The organism is Actinomadura sp. WAC 06369 (assembly GCF_003947565.1).
Lineage (GTDB): Bacteria > Actinomycetota > Actinomycetes > Streptosporangiales > Streptosporangiaceae > Spirillospora > Spirillospora rifamycini.
The window spans coordinates 1-22,423 of record NZ_QHJN01000135.1 but is presented as its reverse complement, the minus strand read 5'-3'; the positions used below and the strand labels follow the sequence as shown (position 1 = coordinate 22,423).

The window sequence follows — 22,423 nt, the reverse complement described above, 5'->3', positions numbered from 1 at the left end:
ATGTACGCCGGGCCGGGCGTACAGCTCCCGGGCGGGCGCCTCCTCCGCGACCGACCCGGCGTACATGACGACGATCCGGTCGGCGACGCCCGCGACGACCCCGAGGTCGTGCGTGATCAGCACCATGCCCATGCGCAGCTCGTCGCGGAGCCCGGCGAGCAGCCGCATGATCTGCGCCTGGACGGTCACGTCGAGCGCGGTCGTGGGCTCGTCGGCGATCAGCACGTCCGGTTCCAGCGCCAGCGCCATCGCGATCATGATGCGCTGGCGCATGCCGCCGGAGAACTGGTGCGGGTGGTCGCCGAGCCGCGCGGCGGCGGACGGGATCCGCACCCGCTCCATCAGCTCGACGGCCTTGGCCCGCGCCTCCCGGCGCCGCATCCCGCGGTGCACCTGGTACATCTCGCCGATCTGGTCGCCGACGGTGAAGACCGGGTTCAGCGCGGTCAGCGCGTCCTGGAAGATCATCGAGATGCGGTCGCCGCGGTAGCGGCGGCGGCGCCGCTCGGGCATCCCGATCAGCTCCTCGCCGCGCAGCCGGACCGAGCCGCGGGCGACGCGGGCGTGCGGGCCGTCCAGGATGCCCATGACGGCCTGCGCCGCGACGCTCTTGCCCGACCCGGACTCGCCGAGGATCGCGACCGTCTCGCCCTCGCCGAGCCCGTACGACAGCCCGTTGACCGCGCGCACCTCGCGGCCCCGGACGCGGAAGGTCACGTGCAGGTCCTCGACCTCGAGGAGCCGCGGCGCCGGCGCGCCGGCCGGGTCCTCGGCGGGTTTCTCGGTCGGTCCCGCGGTCGGTTCCGTGGTCATGGTCGTTCCCCCGTCATGGCCTCACCGCAGTTTCGGGTCGAGGGCGTCGCGCGCGGCGTCGCCGAGCATCAGGAAGGCCAGCACGGTGGCCGACAGGAACACGGCGGGGAAGAGCAGCAGGTGCGGATGGGCGATGAAGGAGTCCTGCGCCTGGTTGAGCTGGAGCCCCCACGACACCTCCGGGTACTGCAGGCCGACGCCGAGGAAGTCCAGCGTCGCCTCCCCCGCGATCACGTTGCCGACGTTGAGGGTGGCGACGACGATCACGGGCGCGATCGCGTTCGGCAGCACGTGCCGCGCCATGATCCGGAGATCGGACGCGCCGAGCAGCCGCGCCGCCTGCACGTAGTCGGCGTCCCGGACGGCGATGACCTGCGCCCGCATGATGCGGATCATCGTCGTCCAGCCGAGCAGCACGAGCACGAGCGTCATCGCGCCGACGCCGTGCCCGGGGAACGCCACCAGGATCACGGTGGCGCCGAGCACGAACGGCAGCCCGAAGAACACGTCGGTGATCCGGGCGATGACGGCGTCCAGCAGGCCGCCGTAGTAGCCGGCGGCCATCCCGAACACCAGCGCGATCGCGAACGCGAACAGCGTGACCGCGACACCGATCAGCAGGGTCGGGCGGGCGCCGTGCACGACGTGCGCGTAGTAGTCGCAGCCCGCGCCGTCGGTGCCGAACCAGTGCTCCGCGGACGGGCCGAGCCGGGCGGCGTTCGGGTCGCAGCCCCGGTTCGCCTCGTGCCCGGTGAACAGCCCGGGGAACGCGGCCATCACCGCGACGACGGCGAGGATCGCAGCCGAACCCCAGAACACCCAGCGGCGCCGCAGGTCCCGCCACGCGTCGTCCCACAGGGAGGCCCGGCCGGCGTCGCCGCCCGGCGGGCCGCCGCCCGCCCCGGCGGCGACGGCCGCCGCGGTTCCCCCCGTGCCGACTCCTCCCGTTCCGACGCCCTGCGCGCCGATCCCCTGCGCACCGATCCCCTGCGCACCGATCCCCTGCGCGCCGGCACCCTTCGTGCCGACGTCCCGTTCGCCGGTCGTCACGGCCCCTCCTCTCGCGCGCTCACTCGTACCGGATCCTCGGGTCCAGGAGCCCGTAGAGCAGGTCCACGAGCAGGTTGACCGCCAGGAAGATCAGCACGAGGAGGGTGACCGCGCCGACCACGACCGGCCCCTCCTTGAGCTGGATCGACTGGAACACCTGCTGGCCGATGCCGGGCAGGTTGAAGATCCCCTCGGTGACGATCGCGCCGCCCATCAGCGCCCCGAAGTCGACGCCGAGGTAGGTCACCACGGGGATCAGCGAGTTGCGCAGGGTGTGCCGGCCGATCACCCGCGCCCGCGTGAGCCCCTTGGCGCCGGCCGTCCGCACGTAGTCGGCGCGCAGGTTCTCGGCGAGGCTCGTCCGGGTCAGCCGCGCGACGTACGACAGGCCGAACGAGCCGAGGATGATGCCGGGCAGCAGGTAGCTCATCGGCCAGCCGTCGTCGACGCCGGCCGTCGGGAAGATCTGCCAGTGCAGCCCGAACACGATCTGCGCGGTGTAGCCGAGCACGAACACCGGGACGGCGATGACCAGCGTCGTCCCGCCGAGGACGAGCGTGTCGGCGAGGCGGCCGCGGCGCAGCCCGGCCCACATGCCCAGCGCGATCCCGACGACCAGCTCGAAGATCCACGCGGTGAGGGCGAGCCGCGCGGTCACCGGCCAGCGCCCGGCGAGCATCTCCGACACGCTCTGCCCGGTGTAGTTCTCGCCCAGGTCGCCCTGCAGGAGCCCCCACATGTACTTGCCGTACTGGACGAGCAGCGGGTCGTTGAGGTTGTAGCGCTCGCGCAGGGTGTGCAGGACGTTCTCGGGGACGGGCTTGTCGCCCGCCAGGGCCTGGATCGGGTCGCCGGGCAGCGCGAACACCATCGCGTAGATGAGCAGCGTCGTGCCGAAGAAGACCGGGACGGCCTGGAGGATCCGCCGGAGCGTGTACCGCCACATCCGGTTACTCGACCGTCACCTGGTCGGCGAGCAGGCCGGTGGAGAAGGCGGTGACGGTGACGTTCCCGACGCGTTCGGAGCGGCCGCCCTGGCCCGTCCAGGTCCACAGCGGGATCATCGGCATCTCGCGGATCGCGATCTCCTCGGCGGCGTGGTAGTGGCGCAGGGCCTCCTGCTCGTCGGCGGCGCGGTTGCCCTTCGCGATCAGCTCGTCGAACTCCTCGTTCTTCCAGCCCATCTTGTTGCCCGCCGAGCCCCACATGTTCTCGAGGTAGTTCTGGGGGTCGGGGTAGTCGGCCTCCCAGTTCTGCCGGTACGGGCCCTTTTCCTCGCGCGCGTTCAGCATCGAGAAGTACTCGGAGGCCGGGACCTCCCGGAACTGGATGTCCTGAATGCCGAGATTGTCACGAATGGAATTGGCGACGATCCGCATCCACTGCTCGTAGGTCGGCTGCGCGTTGGAGAAGTACAGTTCGAGCGTCCCGCTGAACCCGCCCGCCTCGTCGAACAGCTTCTTCGCCTTGGCCGGGTCGTAGGTGCACGGCTCGCCGCACGCGCCCTCGCGGTACCCCGGGATGATCGGCGGAAGCAGCGAGTCGGCGGGCGTGTAGGCCCCGTTGTAGACGGCCTTGTTGATCCCCTCGCGGTCGATGACCATCGAGAACGCCCGCCGCAGCTTGGGGTCGGCGAACCGCTCGTCGAACAGCGGGAAGCCGAGGTAGTCGATCGTGCCCATCTCGCGCGGCAGGAACCGGTCGCCGAGCACCCGCTTCGCCTCGGGCACCTTCGCCGCCGGGATCGTCTGCAGCACGTCGAGCCGCCCGGCCCGCAGGTCGGTGTAGGCGGTGTCGGCGCTGGAGTAGCTCTTCCAGGTCACGCCCTTGTTCTTCGGCTTGCGCGGCCCGGTGTACTTGGGGAACGGCACGAGCGCGATCTGCCGGTTGCGCTCCCAGTTCCCGCTCATCATGTACGGGCCGTTGCCGATGGGGTGCTCCTCGAACGCCTTCAGGTCGGCCAGCCCCGCCTTGGGCATCGGCGCGTACGCCGGGTAGGTCAGCAGGTGCGGGAACTGGCGGAACGGCTGGTTCAGCGTGACCTTGAGCGTCGCGGCGTCCACGACCTCCAGGCCGGACAGCGTCTTCTCCTCCGGCGTCGCGTTCTCGTCCTCGGGGTTCAGCTCCTCGTAGCCCTCGATGTAGGAGAAGTAGCTGTTCGCCCCGTACGCGTTCGGCCCGTACGCGCCGTTGTTCCAGGCGTCGGCGAAGCTCTGCGCGGTGACCGGCTCGCCGTTGTGGAACGTCAGCCCCGACCGCACCTTGATCGTCCAGGTCCGCTGGTCCGCGGACTCGACCGACTCGGCGGCGAGCGGCACCGGCTTCCCCTCCGGGGTCAGCGTCATCAGGTTGTCGAACAGCTCGCTGAGCACGTCGAAGGAGTAGCTGCTGGTCGTGTTCGCCGGCACCAGGTGGTCCGGCTCGGAATGGCCGACGACGAACGTGCCGTCGCCCGACGCCTCCGCGCCGCCGCAGGCCGCCAGGCCCAGCGAGGCCGCAAGCAGCACCGCGGCGAGCCCCGCGCCCGCTCGCCCGTTCGCACCCCTCTGACCGATCATGTCCCTCCTCGCCCCGCGCCGCCGCGGCACCGCACCGCACGCGCAGATTGCTCGCAGGTTCCACCCCAGGTAACGGCGTGCCTACGGGGCTGACGGAGTCGCAACCTGATCGAGACGTTCGGGGCGGCCGTTGACACAGGTCAAGGAGCGACGAAAATAAAGGTTTGTTACGGAATGAGGTGGCTGTGGCTACGGGGGACGACGGGGACGACGCCGGCGGCGCCGCCGCGCGGATCTGCGCCGATCTTGTCCGCATCGACACGACGAACCGCGGCGAGGGCGACGCCCGCCCGGAACGTCCCGCCGCCGAGCACGTCGCCGGGCTGCTGGACGGCGCGGGCGCCGACCCGGTGGTCGTCGAGTCGGCGCCCGGCCGCGCGAGCGTCCTCGCCCGCGTCCCCGGCACCGACCCGTCCGCGCCGCCGTTCCTGATCCACGGGCACCTGGACGTCGTCCCCGCCGACGCCGCCGAATGGACGGTCCCGCCGTTCGCCGGCGAGGTCCGCGACGGCTGCGTGTGGGGGCGCGGCACCATCGACATGAAGGGCACCCTGGCGATGACCCTCGCGGTCGTCGCGCGGCGGCTCCGGGAGGGGCGCCGCACCCGCGGCGACCTCCTCCTGGCCTTCCTCGCCGACGAGGAGTGCACCGGCGAGTACGGCTCCCGGTTCGTGGCCCGCGAGCACCGCGAGTTCTTCACCGGCTGTACGGAGGCGATCAGCGAGTCCGGCGGGTACAGCGTCGAGGCGGGCGGCGCCCGCGTGTACCCGATCGCGACCGGCGAGCGCGGCACCGCGTGGATGCGGCTCACCGCGCGCGGGAAGGCCGGGCACGGCTCCAAGCCCGCGCCCGCCAACGCGGTCGCCGAGATCGCGCACGCGGTGTCCCGGATCGCCGCGCACCGCTGGCCGGTCCGCCTCACCCCGGGCGTCCGGGCGCTGCTGGACGGCCTCGCGGACGCGCTCGGCACGACGATCGACCACGACCGGCTCGACGCGGAGGCCGCGCGCCTCGGCGACGTCGGGCGGCTGTTCGCCGGGACGATCCGCAACTCGGCGAACCCGACCCGCCTCGACGCCGGCTACAAGGTCAACGTGGTGCCCGGCACCGCGACCGCGCACGTGGACGGCCGCTACCTCCCGGGCACCGGGGACGAGTTCCTCGCCACGATCGACCGGCTGCTGGGCCCGGCGGTCGCGCGCGAGTTCGTCAACTTCGAGGAGGCCCCGGCCGCGGACCCGGCGGGCCCGACGTTCGCCGCGCTGGCCGGGGCGCTGCGCGCCGAGGACCCCGGCGCCCGCCCGGTCCCCTACGTGATGGAGGGCGGCACGGACGCCAAGTCCTTCCACCGCATCGGCATCACCAGCTACGGGTTCGCGCCGCTGCGCCTCAGCCCGGACCTCGACTACCTCGGCATGTTCCACGGCGTGGACGAGCGCGTCCCGATCGACGGCCTGGCGTTCGGCACCCGGGTCCTGGACCGCTTCCTCGACACACGGTAGGGATTCCCGGGGTAGGAACCGGGCGTGGACTTCTCGAACGCGGCCCGGGAGCTGTACGGGGTCGATCCCGACGAGTTCGTCGAGACGCGGACGCGGCTCGTCCGGGAGGCGAAGAAGGCGGGGGACGCGGCGCTCGCCAAGAGGATCGGCGGCCTGCGGCGCCCCACCGTGAGCGCGTGGGCGGTCAACCTGCTCGCCCGCGCGGCCGCCGGCGACCTCGGGCGCCTGCTGGACGTCGGGGACGAGCTGCGCGCGGCGTGGGGCGCGGGCGGCGGCGGGCTCGGCGAGCTCGAGGGGCGCCGGGCGCGGTCGGTCGACGGGCTGCTGCGGGAGGCGGAGTCGCTGGCGGCCGGGGCCGGGCATCCGCTGCGCGACCAGGCGCTGCGGGAGGTCGAGGACACCCTGCAGGCGGCGACGGTGGACGCCGAGGTCGCCGCGGAGGTCCGCGCGGGGACGCTCGCCCGCCCGCGCAGCCACACCGGTTTCGTCCCCGCGGGCTTCCCCGTGGCGCCCGAGGGCGGGGAGCCGCGCACCCGGCCGAAGAAGGAGAGGGAGGAGAAGGGCGGGAAGGCCGGGGCGAAGGACAAGCCGGGGGAGGCCGGGAAGCCGCGCCGCCGGGCGGAGTCCGGCCGTCCGTCCGGGCGGGCAGCGGAGCGGGACAGGACGGCGCGGGACAGGACGGCGCGGGACAGGACGGCGCGGGACGGGGCGGCGCGGGCGCGGCGGGCGGCGGCGCTGCGCGAGCGCGCCGCCGAGGCGGAGCGCGCGCTGGCCGAGCGGGAGGCGGAGGCGGCCTCCGCGCGGGACGCGGCCGACCGCGCGTCCGCCGAGGTCGGACGGCTCCGGCACGAGCTCGACCGGGCCGCCGCCGCGCGGGACGCCGCCGTCCGGAAGGCCGAGCGCGCCGGGCAGGCCCGGGACCGCGCGGACGACGCGGCCCGCCGGGCGCGGCGGAAGGCGGCCGACGCCGGAGGGGACGCGCGCGGACGGTGAAGTGTCAACCCCGATGAGAATCGGATATTCGGGATGAAGTAGCGTGCCCCCGAACGAGATTCGAGAAACAGGGGGCGCGCGGTGACGGCATCGGTAGTGGAGCAGCCGACGGACTGGACGGAACCGGGCGTCCATCCCGTGGCGCCCGGGGTGCACCGGATCCCGCTCGCCCTTCCCATCCCGTCGCTGCACTCCGTCAACGTCTACGTCATCGAGGACCCGGACGGCCTCGTCGTCGTCGACTCCGGCTTCGCGCTCCCCGACACGGCGGCGCGGCTGAAGGACGCGCTGCGGAGCCTCGGGCACGGCCTGGACGACGTGGCGCAGTTCCTCGTCACGCACGCCCACTGGGACCACTACTCGCAGGCGCTCGTGCTCCGCAAGGAGTTCGGGACGCGTGTGCGGATCGGCCGCGGCGAGCGTCCGTCCATCGAGGCGTTCGGCCGGGAGAACGGCCCGCACTTCCGGCAGGTCGGGCTGCTGCGCCGGTGCGGCGCGGACGCCCTCGCCGACGAGATCGCCGGGCAGGACCGGCCCCCGCGCGACCCGGACTTCCCGTCCGTCGTGCCGGACTCCTGGCTGGACGACGGGGAGCGGATCGGGCTGGCCGGCCGCGGCCTCGACGTGTTCGCCACGCCCGGCCACACCCGCGGCCACATCGTGCTGCGCGACGCCGCCGCCGGGCTGCTGTTCGCCGGCGACCACATCCTGCCGCACATCTCCCCGTCGATCGGGCTGGAGGGGGAGCCGGAGCCCAAGCCGCTGCGCAGCTACCTCGAGTCGCTGCGGATCGTCCGCGACATGCCCGACACGGTGCTGCTGCCCGCGCACGGCGCGGTGACGCCCAGCACCCACGCCCGCATCGACGAGTTGCTGGAGCACCACGCGCAGCGGCTCGACGCGGCGGCCGAGCAGGTCCGCGCCGGGCACGGGACGGCGTTCGAGGTGGCGAGCGCCATCCCGTGGACGCGCCGCCGCAAGGCCCTGGGCGACCTGGACGCCTTCAGCCGGATGCTCGCCGTCCTGGAGATCGACGCGCACCTGGACGTCCTCGTCGACCGGGGCGTCCTGGACGTCCACGAGGAGGGCGGCGTCCGCCGCTACGCCGCCCGCGGCTGACCCGCCGCGCCGGTCACGCCGCCCGCGGCGGGCGGGCCGGGTCGCGGCCGAGGTGCGCCAGCAGCCGCTCGTGCGGTCCGGCGCCCGGCGGGACGGGCACCGGCGGCGCGAACAGCCCGGCCCGGGTGTCGGCGGTGACCAGCCCGGACGCCAGGTGCAGCAGGGCCGCCGCGAGATCCGGCGGGATCGGGCGGGGCCGTCCGGCGGCCCACGCCGCGTCCCAGCCGTGGACCGCGATCTCGATGGCGCCCGTGCCCGCGACGACGCCGGCGTGCAGCGGGCACCCGCCGACCGCCACCGCGCGGCCCGCGACGGCGGCGTCCACCCAGACGTCCGCCCAGACGTCCGCGAGCCGGGCGGCGCCGTCCCGGAACGCCGCGACGGGATCGTCCGGCGGGGGCGCGCCGCCGTCCGGGCCCGCTTCGGGGAGCAGCCGCACGGCGCCGGTCGCGGCGGCCTCGGCCAGCGCGTCCAGCGAGTCGGCGGCATGCCGCAGCAGCATGTCCAGGTTCCACCCGGCGCACGGCGTCGGGCGGCCCAGCGCCGCGGCGGTCACGGGCGCGACCGCGTCCAGCGCGAACGCGATCGCCTCTTCCAGCAGAACCGCCGTGTCCACCCGTGCCTCCCGCCGCAGCGCCGTCCGTCCGACCGTTCCGACCGCGCGGGGCCCGGGAATTCACCGTCGCGGCGGCGATGAGTTCCGGCCGCGCGCCCGGTCCGTACGGGCGGTGGCGCCCGGCCGCCGGGCCCACGGGGGCGGCCCGGCGGCCCGCCGCAGGCGGCGGCCGATTACGCTGATCCTCCCTACCCCGGCGCCGAAGGAGCAGCGGCGATGACGCTCACCCCCGATACCACCGGCACGCCGCGGGAGACCGGCCCGTCCGGGCCCGCCGGTGCCTCCGGGTACGTCGAGGTCGGTTCCGCGGAGGAACTGCGCGAGATGCTGGGCGCCCCGATGCGCCGGGCGATCGACAAGGAGCGCACCGCTCTGCACGCGTGGGACCGCGCGTGGCTGGCGCGGTCGCCGTTCTGCCTGATCTCCACCAGCGACGCCACCGGGAACTGCGACGTCTCCCCCAAGGGCGACCCGCCCGGGTTCACCCGCGTGCTGGACGACACCACGATCGCGATCCCGGACCGCCCCGGAAACCGGCGCGCCGACGGGTTCCTCAACGTCCTGGAGAACCCGCACATCGGCCTGATCTACCTGGTGCCGGGCCGGGGCGAGACCCTGCGGATCAACGGCCGGGCGCGGCTGCTGCGGGACGCGCCGTTCTTCGACGACATGGTCGTGCGGGGCCATCGCCCGGCCCTCGCGCTGCTCGTGGAGATCGAGCAGATCTTCTTCCACTGCGCGAAGGCGCTGATGCGGTCGAAGCTGTGGCGTCCCGACACCTGGGAGCCGGACGCGCTGCCCTCGCACGCCCGGATCGTCAAGGACGTCCAGTACACCGAGAAGTCGCTGGAGGAGCTGGAGCGCCACTACACCCCGGAGCAGTACGAGCAGAAGCTCTACAAGTAATAAGGCGCCGGCCCGCGGCGCACGCGAACGAACGAACTTCGGCGGAGATTTCGCCACAAGCTCCCCAATTCCAGTGATCTCTCTTAAGGTGAGGCGTCGTGGAGCCGCAGATCCCCCGAGCACAGTCACCGCAAGCCGACTTCCCGTCCGCGGAGGCGTCCGGCACGCATCCGCCCCTGGAGGCACTGGCGAAGGTGCCGCTGCTGAACCGCGACTACGAGTCGCGGCCCGCCGCGTTCTACGAGCGGCTGCGCGCCGAGTACGGGCCGGTCGCGCCGGTGGACGTGCTGGGCGTGCCCGTGTGGCTGGTCATCGGCTACTCGCAGGTGCTGGACGTCCTGCGGGACGCCCGCGGCGTGTGGAGCCGGCGGGTCGACTCCTGGCGCGCGTACCGGGAGGGGCAGGTGCCCGCGGACTGGCCGATGCTGCCGGTGATGGAGTCCGACAGCTCCGGGTTCCGCGACGGCGCCGAGTCGACCCGGCTGCGCGGCGCGTGGAGCGAGGGGCTGCGGCCGTTCCAGGAACGCGGGCGCCCCCAGGCCCGGGAGCTGGAGCGGGCCGTGCACGCCTACGCCGACGAGCTGATCACCGTCATCGCGGAGAGCGGCGGCCGGTCGGGCTGGGCCGACCTGTCCGCGCAGTACGCCCGCCCGCTGCCGCTGATGGTCACCGGACGGCTGATCGGCTTCCCCACCGACTCCGGCGCCGACGAGATGATCATGGATCTGTGGCGGGTGCTGGACGCGGGCCCGGACGCGCAGGAGGCGTCCGACCGGCTGATGGCGCGGGTCGCCGAGGTGTGCGAGGCGCGGGTGCGCGAGCCGCGCGAGGACCTGCCGTCCTACATGCTCGCCGCCGCGCCGGACCTGACGGCCGAGGAGCTCGCCCGGGAGATGGCGATGCTCACCGGGCTGTCGGGCGACATCACCGCGAACCTGATCTGCAACACCATCACGGAAGTGCTCATCGGGGAGACCGGCGCCCGCGACAGCCTCTCCGCCGGGATGATCAAGGAGGCGATCAACCGGGCGTCGATCGCGCACCCGCCCATGGCGAACCTGGCGTTCCGGTGGCCCCGGTCGGACGTGCGGCTCGGCCGGTTCCGGATCGCGGCCGGGGACCCGGTCATGGTGTCCCCCGCCGCCGCGCACCTCGACCCCGCGTTCACCGGCGGCGGCTCCCAGGACTCGGTCTACAGCTCCCGCGCGCACCTGGCCTGGAGCGCGGGCCCGCACGCCTGCCTCGGCCGCGACCTGGCCACCACGATCACGATGATCGCGGTGGAGCGGGCGTTCCACCGGTTCGCGTCGCTGGATCTGGCGCTGCCGCCCGACCAGCTCCCGTGGCGCTCGTCCCCGCTCATCCGGGGCCTGCGGTCGCTGCCGGTGAACTACACGCTCGCCGGGGACTTCGGGACGCGCCCGGAGGCCGCGGAGCAGCCGGCCGGGGAGGAGGCCGCCGCGGGTTCCGACGAGCCCGGGGCGACGTCGCTGGTACGGCGCATCATGCGGCTGATGCGCCGCTCCTGACCCGGCCGCCCGGCCGGGTCAGCCGACGCCGGCCTCCTCGCGGATGCGCTTCCAGGCGGCCCGGACGTGCGCGTCGGCGGTGGCGGGCGCGCCGATCGCCATGCGCAGCAGCACCCGCCCGCCGACCTTGGTGTGCGTGAGGTACAGGTCGCCGGACGCGTTCAGCCGCTCCATCAGCGCCATCGTCTCGGCGTCCGCCGCGTCGCCGTCGAGGCCGTCCCAGCGCGGCCGGAAGCAGACCAGCCCGAACGGGTGCGGCTCCAGCAGCTCGAACGCGGGGTCGCCGGCGATCGCGGCGGCGAGGTCCTGCGCGAGCCGCACCCCGGTGCGGACGTGCTCGCGCAGCCCCTCCGCGCCGTACCAGCGGATCACCGACCACAGCTTGAGGGCGCGGAACCGGCGGCCGAGCGGCACCTGCCAGTCCCGGTAGTCGACGACGTCGCCGGACGCGCTGGCCCGGTTCCGCAGGTACTCGGGGAGGATCGACAGGGCGCCGAGGAGGGGTTCGCGGTCGGCGATCCACATGGTGTTGCAGTCGAAGTTGGTGAGCAGCCACTTGTGCGGGTTGGTGGAGTAGGAGTCGGCGTACTCGGCGAGCCCGTCGTTGATCCACCGGAACTCGGGGCAGACCGCCGCGACGCCCGCGTAGGCGGCGTCGACGTGCAGCCAGACGCCGTGCCGGCGGCACACCTCGCCGATGGCGCGCACCGGGTCGACCGCCGTGGTGGAGGTCGTCCCGACGGTGGCGCAGACCAGCACGGGGAGGGCCCCGGCCGCGACGTCCTCGGCGAGCAGCGCGTCCAGGTGGGCGGGCTCCATGGCGAGGGTGCCGGGGTCGACGTCGACGACGCGGACGTTCGCCGCGCCGATCCCCGCCATCCGGGCGGCCTTCTCCAGGGACGAGTGCGTCTGCGAGCTGACGTAGACGGTGCGGCGGCCGGCGATGCCGTCGCGGCCGGACGCGCCGCCGTCGGCGCGGTGCATCGCGGCGAGGACGGCGACGAGGGCGGCGCCTGACGCCGAGTCCTGGATGACGCCGCCGCCGGGGCCGTCCGAGCGGAACCGGCCGGGCAGGTCGAGCAGTTCGGCGAGCCAGTCCAGGACCCGGGTCTCCAGCTCGGTGCAGGCGGGGCTCGTCGCCCACAGCATGCCCTGGACGCCGAGGCCGGCCGACAGCAGCTCGCCGAGCATGGCGGGGCCGCTGGCGTTGGCCGGGAAGTAGGCGTAGAAGTTCGGGTGCTGCCAGTGGGTGATCCCGGGCATCACGACGCGGTCCAGGTCGGCGAGGACGGCGTCGAACCCTTCGCCCTCCTCCGGCGGGTGCTCGGGCAGCCCCGCCAGGACCTCGCCGGGCAGCGCCCGCGACAGCACCGGGTAGGACTCGATCCGCTCCTGGTAGTCGGCGATCCAGTCGACCACCTGCCTGCCGTACCGGCGGAACTCCTCCGGCGTCATGTGCCCTGCCACCCTGAAACCTCCCCTGATCCGGCCATCGCGACCGCGCTCGCATCCTATGGGCGCGAAAGGGCCGGTAGCCGCATGTTTGGGCACGTCCGCCCGGGAACGATGTGATCGGTAAGCGCGCAGGGAGGACGAAAGAGAGGGCCGTTCACATGCCCGACAAGAGCGACAAGCACGGCGCGAAGCTCGACGACGAGATCGGCCGGGAGACCCAAGGCATGGTGCGCGGCGGCCATTCCACGCACGCGGAGGAGTTCAAGGAGACCGAGCCGACCTCCGACCAGGACACGTGGGAGCCGGCCGAGCGGGGCGGCGACGCCCGCGAGGGCTCCCCGCCCGGAATGAGCGCGTCCGACGTCGAGGACCGCAGCGCGCTGGCGCGGCTGCTCACCGGGGTCCGCTACCCGGCGCGGCCGAACGACCTGATCGCGCACGTGTCCGACGCGGGCGGCGACGACGCCGTCGGCGCGCTGGAGACGCTGCCCGACCGGGAGTACGAGAACCTGGCGGACGTCGCCGAGGAACTCGGCTACGGGCGGGAGGAGCGCCGCTACTGACCCCGTGACCCCCGGCAGATCGCGCCCGCCGGCCCGGCGTCCGGGTCAGCGGGCGCGCTCGCGCAGCAGCGGGATCTGCCCGCCGGCCGCGACCAGCTCGCGCTGCCGGGCCGACAGCCGGTGCCGCGCCCGGTACGTCTCGCCCTTCGTGACGTTGCGGACCTCCACGTCCCCGCCCCCGCGCAGCGCCTCCCGGACGCCCCCGATCCGCAGCACGTCGCCCTGCCCGATCCGCCCGCGGTCGGCCTCGTCGGCGAACTCCAGCGGCAGGATCCCGAAGTTGACCAGGTTCTGCCAGTGGATCCGCGCGTACCCGCAGGCCAGGACCAGCCGCAGCCCCAGGTGGCGCGGCGCGATCGCGGCGTGCTCGCGGGACGACCCCTGCCCGTAGTTGCGGCCCGCGACGACGGCGTGCGCCCCGGCCCGCCGCGCCCGTCCGGGGTAGCCCTCGTCGAGCCGGACGAACGCGAAGTCGGCGAGCCGCGCGATGTCGCTGCGGAACGGCAGCGCCCGCGCGCCCGCCTGGAGGATCTCGTCGGTCGACACGTCGTCCCCGACGGTGATCACGACGGGGACCTCCAGGTCGTCCGGGAGCGGGTCGAGGTCGGGCAGCGCCCCGATGCTGGGGGCCTTGTCGAGCGGGACGGCGCGGGCCCGCCGGGGCGGGAGCGGCGCCTCGAACTCGTCCCGGACGGACGCCGCGACCTCGGGGAGCCGCACCCGCGGCGGGTCCATCGGCAGGTCGCGGGGATCGGTGATCCGCCCGGTGAGCGCGGCGGCCGCGGCCGTCTCGGGCGAGCACAGCCACACCCGGTCGTCCTCCGTCCCGGACCGGCCGGGGAAGTTCCGCGGGAACGTCCGCAGGCTGTTGCGGCCGACCGCGGGGGCCTGCCCCATGCCGATGCAGCCGAGGCACCCGGCCTGGTGGATCCGCGCGCCCGCCCGCAGCAGGTCGGCGACGGCCCCCGTCCGGGTGAGGTCGAGCAGGAGCTGCCGGGACGTCGGGTTCACGTCGAGCGACACGCCCGCGTGCACCCGCCGGCCCCGGACGATCGCCGCGACGGCCGCGAAGTCCCGCGGGCCCGGGTTCGCCGACGAGCCGACGACGACCTGGTGCACGTCCTCCCCCGCGACCTCCCGCACCGGCACCACGTCGCCCGGCGAGCCCGGCCGCGCGATCAGCGGCTCCAGCGCCGCCAGGTCGATCTCGTCCGCGACGTCGTACGCGGCGCCCGCGTCGGCGACGATCTCGGTGAAGTCGCCCTCGCGGCCCTGCGCGCGCAGGAACTCCCGCACCCGCCCGTCCGCCGGGAACACCGTCGTCGTCGCGCCCAGCTCGGCGCCCATGTTCGCGATGACGTGCCGGTCCATCGCGGTCAGCGACGCCAGGCCCGGCCCGTGGTACTCGATGATCCGGCCGACGCCGCCGCGCACGCCGTGCCGCCGCAGCATCTCCAGGATCACGTCCTTCGCGCTCACCCACGGCGGCGTCTCCCCGGTCAGCCGGACGCCCCAGATCTCCGGCATCGTGACGTACAGCAGCTCCCCCGCCATCGCCATCGCCGTCTCCAGCCCGCCGGTGCCGACCGCGAGCATCCCGAGCGACCCGGCGGCGCAGGTGTGCGAGTCCGAACCCGCCAGCGTCGCGCCCGGAACCCCGAACCGCTGCATGTGCGTCGGATGCGACACGCCGTTGCCCGCCCCCGAATACCAGAGGCCGAACCGCCGGCACGCCGACCGCAGGAACAGGTGGTCGGCCATGTTCCGCTCGTCGGCCTGCAGCAGGCTGTGGTCGACGTACTGCACCGACACGTCCGTCCGGACCCGGTCCAGACCGAGCGCCTCCAGTTCGAGCATCACCATCGTGCCGGTCGCGTCCTGGGTGAGGGTCTGGTCGACCCGCAGCCCGATCTCGGCGCCCGGCACCGCCTCCCCGCTCACCAGGTGCGCGGCGATCAGCTTGCGCGCCACCCCGTCCCGCATGCTCAGCGCCTCCTCTCCTCGGTCGCCGCGACCCGCTCGGCCGCGTGCTCGGCGGGCGGCCCGCACCAGTGCGCGAGCGCCGCGCGGATCGCGTCCGCCCGCCGGTCCGGCGCCGTCTCGTCGGACGCCCACGCGATGTACCCGTCCGGGCGGACCAGCACGGTGCTGCGCGCCGGCCCGCCCGCGACGGCGTGCCGCACCCGCCCGTCCCACCGCCGCGACAGGTAGCCGACCGCCGGGTCGTTCACCGCCGCCACCAGGACGAACCGTCCGTCACCGAGCAGGTCGTGCAGCCGCCCGCCGCCGGACAGCCGGACGTCGGGGGCGCGGCGCCCGGTCAGCCGGTGCGCGCCGCGCGGCGCGGGGTAGGCGATGCCGATGCCCGACACCGCCCCCGCGGCCCGCCGCGCGATCGGCCGGACCGCCGTCGCGGCCCGCAGCCCGGCGTTCCGCAGCCGCCGCTGCCACCGCTTCTCGGCGAGGGCCGCGCGCAGCAGCCCGCCGCTGCCCGCCAGGACCCGCCGCCCCACCGGGTGCCGCTCGGCGTGGTAGCCGTCCAGCAGCCACGGCGGCGCCCAGCCGCGCAGGTCCGCGGCGAGCCGCCAGGACAGGTTCGCCGCGTCCTGCAGCCCGGTGTTCATGCCCTGCCCGCCCGCCGGCGAGTGGACGTGCGCGGCGTCGCCCGCGAGGAACACCCGCCCCACCCGGTACCGCGGCACCTGCCGCTCGTCGCTGTGGAACCGGGACGTCCACCGCGGGTCCCGCATGCCGTGGTCGGTGCCGAGGGCGCGGCGCGCCACGTCCCGCAGCTCGTCGAAGTCGACCGGCTCGGAGTCGGCGGCCCGGCGCGCCCGGTTCCACCCGATCACCCGGTACCAGCCGTCGCCGAACGGCGCCAGGAACGCGAACGCGTCGCCCGTCCCGCCGACGGTCAGCACGTCCCGCGGCGGGTCGTCGAGCCGGACGTCGGCGAGCATCACCGACCGCACCGCGGACCGGCCCGGGAACGGCAGCCCGAGCGCCTCCCGGACCGTGCTGCCGACCCCGTCGGCCCCGACGACGTACGCCGCGCGGCGCGTCTCCACGGCCCCGCCGCCGTCCCCGTCCGCCCGGCGGACCCGGACGTCCACGCCCGTCCCGTCCTGGCGCAGGCCGGTCACCTCCGCGCCGCGGACGATGTCCGCGCCGGCGGCCAGCGCCCGCTCCCGCAGCACCCGCTCGGTCTCGTACTGCGGCGTGACCAGCACGTACGGGAACCGGCCGGGCAGCCGCCCGAGGTCGAGCCGCGCACCGCCCGGCAGCCGCAGCTCCCGCACGCGCGCCCCGGTCGCGGCCAGCTCGGCGGCGACGCCGCGCGCGTCCAGCTGCTCGAGGGTGCGGGCGTGCACGGCGAACGCGCGGGTGAGGTGGTCCTCCTCCTCCCGGCGCCGTTCCAGCACGGTGCAGCCGATCCCGGCGGCGGCCAGATCCCCCGCCAGCAGGAGCCCGGTCGGCCCCGCCCCCACGACGATCACGGTTCCGGTCGGCGGTCCGATGGGCGGCATCGCGTCTCCTCTCGCTCGACGGCGGAGACCTCATCCAACGGACCCTTCCCCGGATCGCCCGGCCCTCACGCGGCGGCGGCCCCTATCCGGCGGATCGGGCGTTGCGGAGCAGGATCGAGACGGCCCCGACGGTCGCGTAGCCGCGCCACTCCAGTTCGGCGGCGGGCGAGTAGCTCGCGAAGTCCACCCGCCAGCCGCCGTCGTCCCGCTGTCCCCCGGCCAGCCTGCGCAGCTCCGCGTCGATGACCTCCGGGGCGAACAGGGCGCGGACGGGACGGTCCGGGTACGGCGCGAAGTCGAGCGGCCGCATCATCTCGTCCTCCAGCCCGCCCTGCACATGGACCATGCCGGACGCCGGGACGTGCCTCCCCAGGATCTCCAGCAGCTCCGCGTCCTCCGCGGCGTCGGCCAGCGCCAGCGCGAACGCCAGTTCCAGCGCGTGCGGCTCGGCGACGGCGAGGGCGGCGTCCCGGCAGAAACGGACGGCACGGTCCAGCCACGGATGCGCCGCGACCTCCGGGTCGTGCGCGGCGACGCGCAGCGCCGTCGCCGCCACGATCGCGGTGATCTGCAGCGACGGGACGTCCGGGTCGGCGGACGCCCAGAACGGTGCGCAGCCCGCCGGGTCGGGCACGGGCAGCGCGAACGGCAGGCCGCCGGCCGGCAGCGTCACCGACTCCAGCCAGTCGCACAGCGCGACCGCCTCCGGCGCGGTCTCGGGCGCCAGCGCCTCGAACACCTCGAAGGCGTGCAGGGCGGCCCCGGGCTGGCTCGTCCGGGACCGCAGGTCCGGCTCCAGGCCCCGCCCGTAGCCGCCGTCGGGGTTCCGGTACGCGTTGAGCGCCGCCAACAGCGCCTCCCGGTCGCCGCCGCCGGTCAGCAGCTCGAACCGGCGCCGGTCCAGCGGGCGGGCGTGCATGGCCATGAAGTCGGACGCGCGGCCGAGGTCGATGCCGTCTATATCGATGTCCATGGCACCAGCCTCGCCTCGGCGGGCCCCGGCGGTCTTGTACGTTCCGGTCATCGCCGGGTAAGGAACCGTTCGCCCCGTGCCCGGCGCCCGCGCCGGAAAACCTGGTGCCGTCCATACCGCCCGCCGCCTAGCCTGACCGTCATGGACGTCACCTTCCAGCGGACGGGCCGGCGCCGCTACGCGACGATCGTCGCCGTGCCCGGGCGGCCGCCCCGCCGGATGGACCCGGCCCCCGGATACGACGACCACATCCCCCACGACCTCGTCCACTACCTCGCCGAGGCCGAACTGGGCTTGGCGAACGGCGTGTTCGGGCGCGCGGCCGCGGGCGGCGGGGGCTTCATCGAGACCGTGGACAGGCCCGGCGACCGGCGCGCCCGGGCCCGGGCGCAGCGCAGGCTGAAGAAGCGCGAGGCGTCCCTCGGGCGGGCCGACACCGGCGACATGGCGCTCTCCGAGGAGCTCGCCGGGCTGACCGCGCTCGCCTGGTGGCGGCGCGCCGGCGCCGAGCGGCCCGCCTGGGCGGAACACGTGGCGATCCCGGCCGAGCGCACCGCCGCCGTCGACCGGATCCTCGGCCGCCTCGACGAGGCCGCGCGGCTCTGGCACGGCCTCCCCGTCGGCGGCTCCGTCACCTACACGTGGCCGGGAACGCGCCCGTCCGTCGACGCGGGCGCGTCCGTCCGCCGCTAGGTCAGACCGTCACGGACCGGAGCGCGAGGCCCAGGTCGCGGAACTGCTCGACCGGCCGGTGGTACCCGCGCTCGATGTGGTGCACGCCCCGCAGCGTCGAGGGCCCCTCCGCCACCGCCGCCGCCAGCACCGCCGAGAACCCGGCGCGGATGTCGGGCATCGTCACGTCCCCGCCGCGCAGCTTCGTCACGCCCCGCACGACCGCCGAGTGCTGCGCCGCCGTGTCGTGGTACCGGCACGCCGGGCCGCCCAGGCAGGTGTCGTACACCTCGATCTCCGCCCCCATGCTCTGCAGCGCCGGGACGTACGCGAGCCGGTTCTCGTACACGGTCTCGTGCAGCACCGACATGCCGTCCGCCTGCGTGAACAGCACCATCAGCGGCGTCTGCCAGTCGGTGGCGAACCCCGGGTGCGTGTCCGTCTGCACCGCCGCCGGGCGCAGCCCGTCCGGCGCCGACGCCATGATCCACTCGTCGGTGATGTCGAACTTCGCGCCCATCCGCGTCAGCGTGGTGATCGCGGTGACGAGCCGGTCCTGCGGGCACCCGTGCACCCGCACCTCGCCCCGGGTGACCAGCCCCGCCACCAGGTAGGAGAACGCCTCGATGCGGTCCCCGCCCAGGCGGGTCTGCGCGCCGCCCAGCCGATCGACGCCCTCCACCACGATCCGCCGGTCGGGCGCGAACGAGATCCGCGCGCCCATCCGCTGCAGGAACAGCGCCAGCTCGATGATCTCCGGTTCCGTCGCCGCGTTGCGGATCACCGTCTTGCCCTCGGCCCGCACCGCCGCCAGCAGCACGGTCTCGGTCGCGCCGACGCTCGGGTACGGCAGGTCCACCCGCGTCCCGACGAGCCGCGACGCCCGCGCGTGGATCCCGTCCGCCGCGTGCGTCACCTCCGCACCGAACGCGCGCAGGGCCTCCACGTGGAAGTCGACGGGACGGCGCCCGATCGGGTCGCCGCCGACCAGCGGGACGAACGCCTCGCCCGCCAGATGCAGCAGCGGCCCCAGCATCAGGATCGGGATGCGGTTCAGCCCCGTGAACGCCTTGCCCACGCTCGGGTCGGCCACGGCGCCCGGCGCGACCGTGACCTCGTCACCGGACCGCTCCACCGCCATCCCGACGTGCTCCAGCATCCCGGCCGTGATCCCGACCTCGCCGACGTCCGGCGCGTTGCCGATCGTGCTCGGCCCGTCGCCCAGCATCGCCGCCACCATGTGCTTGCTGACGGCGTTCTTCGCACCCCGTACCGTCACGTCGCCGCGCAGCGGCCCCGACGGCTCGATCTCCCACAGCTTCTCAGTCACCACAGCAGCCTACGGCCGGACGCACGCGCCCGCGCCTCGTCCGCGACGGTGCCCTCGCCGTCCGGTGACGTCCGGTACAGGCCACCCCGACGCGCGGAGTGGCGGCCGCGGGACGCGGCGCGCCATGCTCGGTACGGCCATGGCAGCGGATCCGCGGAGGCGACGCATGGGCGTCCGGTTCAGCCTGTACGAGCACGGGAGCCGGCACGACCCGTACCCCGTGTACGCGCGGCTGCGCGAGGAGGCGCCCGTCTTCCGCAACGACGAGGAGGACTTCTGGGCGCTGTCCCGGCACGCCGACGTCGTCGCCGCCTTCCGGGACCACGAACGGTTCTCCAACGCCAACGGCATCCTGCTCGAGCCGTCCGTGTGGGGCCCGGACGCGCACCGGCACGCGTCCTTCCTGGCGATGGACCCGCCGGACCACACCCGCATGCGGGGCCTCGTGTCGCGGGCGTTCACGCCGCGCCGCGTCGCCGAACTGGAGCCCCGCATCCGGGAGATCGCCCGCGGGCACCTCGACCGGGCTCTGCAGCACGACTCGTTCGACCTGGCGGCCGACTACGCGGCGCTCCTGCCGATGGACGTCATCTCCGAACTCGCCGGGGTGCCCGAGGCGGACCGCTCCAGGTTGCGGCATCTCGCCGACCAGATCGTCCGGCACGAGGACGGCGTCCGGGACCTCAGCCCCGCCGGCGTCGACGCGATCTTCGCGCTGGGCGGCTACTTCGGCGACCTCGTCGCCGAACGGCGCCGCGACCGCCGCGACGACCTGGCGTCCGCCCTGGTGGAGGCCGCCGACGGCGACGACCGGCTCACCGACGCCGAGATCCTCGGCGTCCTGTTCATCCTGGTCGCCGCGGGCAACGAGACGACCACGAACCTCATCTCCAACGCCTGGCACTGCGCCCGCGCCCACCTCGACCGGCCCGCGGACGCGTTCGGCCGCGTCGGCGACTGGATCGAGGAGACCCTCCGCTTCGAACCGGCGTCCCAGGGCGACGCACGCACGGTCGTCCGGGACGTCGAGCTGCACGGGACGACCATGCCCGCCGGGTCCCGGCTGCTGCTGCTGATCGGCGCCGCCAACCGCGATCCCCGCGCCTTCGCCGACCCGGACCGGTTCGACCTCGACCGCGACACCCGAACGAAGATCAGCTTCGGTTCGGGGCGGCACCACTGCATCGGCGCGCACCTCGCCCGCCTCGAGGCCAGGGTCGCCCTCGAGGAGCTGACCGCGCGCATCACCGACTACGACGTCGACGAGGACGCCGCGGCGCGCATCCCGTCCCCGTACGTCCGCGGTTTCCGGACGCTGCCGACCACGGTCGTGACCCGCTGAGCCATCAGGGTTTCCGGCCCACCGCGCCCAGGAAGTGCGTCCGCTCCGGCTCCGCCGCGGCTTCCTCAGCCCTCCACTGGGGCACCCACACGACACCCGGCTCGACGATGTCGGTCCCGGTGAAGAACCGCTCCACCGTCCGGGGGTTCCGCGAGTGGATCGCGGAGGTCGAACGCCGGTACACGCCCTGCGCGTGCTCGGACGTCCCGTCCGCCATCCCTCCCTCGTACCCGTGGGAGATCGCCAGGTGGCTCCCCGGCGGCAGCCGCTCCATGAGCCGCGCCACGAGGTCGAACGGGTTCTCCTCGTCCCCGATGAAGTGCAGGATCGCGATGAGCAGGACCCCGACCGGTTCGTCCAGGTCGATCAGCTCGTTCAGGCGCGGTTCGGCGAGGATCTCCTCGGGGCGCCGCAGGTCTCCCCGCACGACGGCGACGTCCGAGTTCGCCTCGAGCAGGGCCCGCCCGTGCACGAGCACCACCGGGTCGTTGTCGACGTAGACGATCCGCGATTCGGGCCGGATCTCCTGCGCCACCTCGTGCACGTTGCCCTGTGTCGGCAACCCGGCACCCACATCGAGGAACTGGCGGATACCCGCCTCGGCCATGAACCGGACGGCGCGCCGCAGGAACGCCCGGTTCGCCAGGGCCGCCGCGGGCGCCTCCGGTACCGCCTTCATGATCTCCTCGGCGGCCTGCCGGTCGACGGCGTAGTTGTCCTTGCCGCCGAGGAAGTAGTCGTAAATGCGCGCCGGCGTCGCCACCGTGGTGTCGATTCCGCCCGGGCCGGTCCCCGTCGCCTCGCGCTCCCGAATCTCCTCAGTCACACCGGCAGCCTAGGAGATCACCCTGCACGGATTCCATTGCCCGCACCCTCGCGAGAGGAGCGCTCCCACCGCACAGAACACCCTTATCGCAGGTCAGCGACGAGCGATACGAGCCCCAGGAAGCCGGTAGCCCCCGTTTCCCTCGAAAGCATCACACCAAAAGCGTCCGATTACTTTCGAGGGAATCACCGGCAGCTAAAGGTGCTGGCCCGCCCGGCACGACCGTATCCCGCTTTCACGGAAAACCGGAACTCGCCGGCAGGCACCGTGACGGCACGGCCGCCCCCCTGAGCCGCTCCCCCCAAATGAGAAAGGCCCCGCCGTAAACGGCGGGGCCTTCCCACAAAAAATGTCCGGCGGCGTCCTACTCTCCCACACAGTCTCCCATGCAGTACCATCGGCGCTGAGAGGCTTAACTACCGGGTTCGGAATGGGACCGGGTGTTTCCCTCTCGCCATAACCACCGAACGCCTCACGCACCACCCCGCAACAAACCAGGGCAGGCAAATCAACGTCCGAGCAGACAGCTCGAAAATTCACTTATCAAAACAGGTTCCCTTTTGTTTTCCAGGAACCACACAGGGACGCGAACAAACACACAGCGAGATGCTTTGAACGTTCAGTGTGTTCAAGCCACTCGGCCTATTAG

Annotated in this window: 19 protein-coding genes and 1 rRNA gene; 8 read left to right on the top strand and 12 right to left on the bottom strand. The window is 74.2% G+C overall.

Annotated features, from left to right (window positions below; all coding sequences use genetic code 11):
• The 4 genes from DMH08_RS29300 to DMH08_RS29285 all read right to left on the bottom strand — a co-directional run.
• A partial coding sequence (locus DMH08_RS29300) for an ABC transporter ATP-binding protein (RefSeq protein ID WP_148108610.1) occupies positions 1-813 on the bottom strand: 813 nt, incomplete at its 3' end.
• 21 nt (positions 814-834) lie between these two features.
• A complete protein-coding gene (locus tag DMH08_RS29295) occupies positions 835-1,863 on the bottom strand; it encodes an ABC transporter permease (protein WP_233617878.1) in 1,029 nt (342 codons plus the stop codon).
• Positions 1,864-1,882: 19 nt separating this feature from the next.
• Positions 1,883-2,809, bottom strand: coding sequence for an ABC transporter permease (locus DMH08_RS29290; RefSeq protein ID WP_125619099.1), 927 nt, complete (start codon positions 2,807-2,809; stop codon positions 1,883-1,885).
• 4 nt (positions 2,810-2,813) lie between these two features.
• Positions 2,814-4,421 carry a peptide ABC transporter substrate-binding protein gene (locus DMH08_RS29285; RefSeq protein ID WP_125619098.1) on the bottom strand — a complete coding sequence of 536 codons (1,608 nt, stop codon included), beginning with the start codon at positions 4,419-4,421 and terminating at the stop codon, positions 2,814-2,816.
• Positions 4,422-4,606: 185 nt separating this feature from the next.
• On the opposite strand from DMH08_RS29285, the gene DMH08_RS29280 reads away from it, so the two are divergent.
• From DMH08_RS29280 to DMH08_RS29270, 3 genes are all read left to right on the top strand, one after another.
• Complete coding sequence (locus DMH08_RS29280) at positions 4,607-5,923, top strand: M20/M25/M40 family metallo-hydrolase (protein ID WP_125619096.1); 1,317 nt, start codon at positions 4,607-4,609, stop codon at positions 5,921-5,923.
• A 24-nt stretch (positions 5,924-5,947) separates the two neighbouring features.
• A complete protein-coding gene (locus DMH08_RS29275; protein ID WP_125619094.1) occupies positions 5,948-6,916 on the top strand; it encodes a hypothetical protein in 969 nt (322 codons plus the stop codon).
• A gap of 81 nt (positions 6,917-6,997) precedes the next feature.
• The gene (locus tag DMH08_RS29270) at positions 6,998-8,035 is read left to right on the top strand and encodes an MBL fold metallo-hydrolase (RefSeq protein WP_125619092.1); all 1,038 of its coding nucleotides are present in this window, start codon (positions 6,998-7,000) and stop codon (positions 8,033-8,035) included.
• A gap of 13 nt (positions 8,036-8,048) precedes the next feature.
• Here the strand turns inward: DMH08_RS29270 and DMH08_RS29265 are convergent, their stop codons facing one another.
• Positions 8,049-8,651, bottom strand: a complete 603-nt coding sequence (locus tag DMH08_RS29265; RefSeq protein WP_199748063.1) for a TIGR03086 family metal-binding protein — start codon at positions 8,649-8,651, stop codon at positions 8,049-8,051.
• A 216-nt stretch (positions 8,652-8,867) separates the two neighbouring features.
• Between DMH08_RS29265 and DMH08_RS29260 the strand changes: the two genes are divergently transcribed.
• Positions 8,868-9,557, top strand: coding sequence for a pyridoxamine 5'-phosphate oxidase family protein (locus tag DMH08_RS29260; protein ID WP_125619088.1), 690 nt, complete (start codon positions 8,868-8,870; stop codon positions 9,555-9,557).
• Positions 9,558-9,655: 98 nt separating this feature from the next.
• On the top strand, positions 9,656-11,086 hold the full coding sequence (locus tag DMH08_RS29255; protein ID WP_125619087.1) for a cytochrome P450: 1,431 nt from the start codon (positions 9,656-9,658) through the stop codon (positions 11,084-11,086).
• 18 nt (positions 11,087-11,104) lie between these two features.
• On the opposite strand, the gene DMH08_RS29250 is transcribed toward DMH08_RS29255, so the two are convergent.
• Complete coding sequence (locus tag DMH08_RS29250; RefSeq protein ID WP_233617877.1) at positions 11,105-12,553, bottom strand: aminotransferase class I/II-fold pyridoxal phosphate-dependent enzyme; 1,449 nt, start codon at positions 12,551-12,553, stop codon at positions 11,105-11,107.
• Positions 12,554-12,699: 146 nt separating this feature from the next.
• Here DMH08_RS29250 and DMH08_RS29245 point away from each other — a divergent pair, with 146 nt between their 5' ends.
• Positions 12,700-13,104, top strand: coding sequence for a DUF2795 domain-containing protein (locus tag DMH08_RS29245; protein WP_026404122.1), 405 nt, complete (start codon positions 12,700-12,702; stop codon positions 13,102-13,104).
• A gap of 45 nt (positions 13,105-13,149) precedes the next feature.
• On the opposite strand, the gene DMH08_RS29240 is transcribed toward DMH08_RS29245, so the two are convergent.
• The 3 genes from DMH08_RS29240 to DMH08_RS29230 all read right to left on the bottom strand — a co-directional run bounded on the left by DMH08_RS29240 (position 13,150) and on the right by DMH08_RS29230 (position 17,604).
• On the bottom strand, positions 13,150-15,087 hold the full coding sequence (locus tag DMH08_RS29240; RefSeq protein ID WP_125619085.1) for an aconitate hydratase: 1,938 nt from the start codon (positions 15,085-15,087) through the stop codon (positions 13,150-13,152).
• 2 nt (positions 15,088-15,089) lie between these two features.
• On the bottom strand, positions 15,090-16,631 hold the full coding sequence (locus tag DMH08_RS29235) for an FAD-dependent monooxygenase (protein ID WP_125619083.1): 1,542 nt from the start codon (positions 16,629-16,631) through the stop codon (positions 15,090-15,092).
• Positions 16,632-16,713: 82 nt separating this feature from the next.
• Entirely contained in the window at positions 16,714-17,604 is an 891-nt protein-coding gene (locus tag DMH08_RS29230; protein ID WP_026404120.1) for a hypothetical protein, read from the bottom strand.
• A 141-nt stretch (positions 17,605-17,745) separates the two neighbouring features.
• Here DMH08_RS29230 and DMH08_RS29225 point away from each other — a divergent pair, with 141 nt between their 5' ends.
• Positions 17,746-18,297, top strand: coding sequence for a hypothetical protein (locus DMH08_RS29225; RefSeq protein WP_051301118.1), 552 nt, complete (start codon positions 17,746-17,748; stop codon positions 18,295-18,297).
• Position 18,298: 1 nt separating this feature from the next.
• Here DMH08_RS29225 and murA read toward each other — a convergent pair whose 3' ends face one another.
• Positions 18,299-19,606, bottom strand: coding sequence for a UDP-N-acetylglucosamine 1-carboxyvinyltransferase (gene murA / locus DMH08_RS29220; RefSeq protein ID WP_026404119.1), 1,308 nt, complete (start codon positions 19,604-19,606; stop codon positions 18,299-18,301).
• A gap of 166 nt (positions 19,607-19,772) precedes the next feature.
• Between murA and DMH08_RS29215 the strand changes: the two genes are divergently transcribed.
• Entirely contained in the window at positions 19,773-20,948 is a 1,176-nt protein-coding gene (locus tag DMH08_RS29215) for a cytochrome P450 (RefSeq protein ID WP_125619081.1), read from the top strand.
• 4 nt (positions 20,949-20,952) lie between these two features.
• On the opposite strand, the gene DMH08_RS29210 is transcribed toward DMH08_RS29215, so the two are convergent.
• Both DMH08_RS29210 and rrf read right to left on the bottom strand, forming a co-directional pair.
• A complete protein-coding gene (locus DMH08_RS29210) occupies positions 20,953-21,774 on the bottom strand; it encodes an SAM-dependent methyltransferase (protein WP_233617876.1) in 822 nt (273 codons plus the stop codon).
• A 351-nt stretch (positions 21,775-22,125) separates the two neighbouring features.
• Positions 22,126-22,242 (bottom strand): 5S ribosomal RNA (gene rrf, locus DMH08_RS29205).
• Positions 22,243-22,423 lie beyond the last annotated feature (181 nt).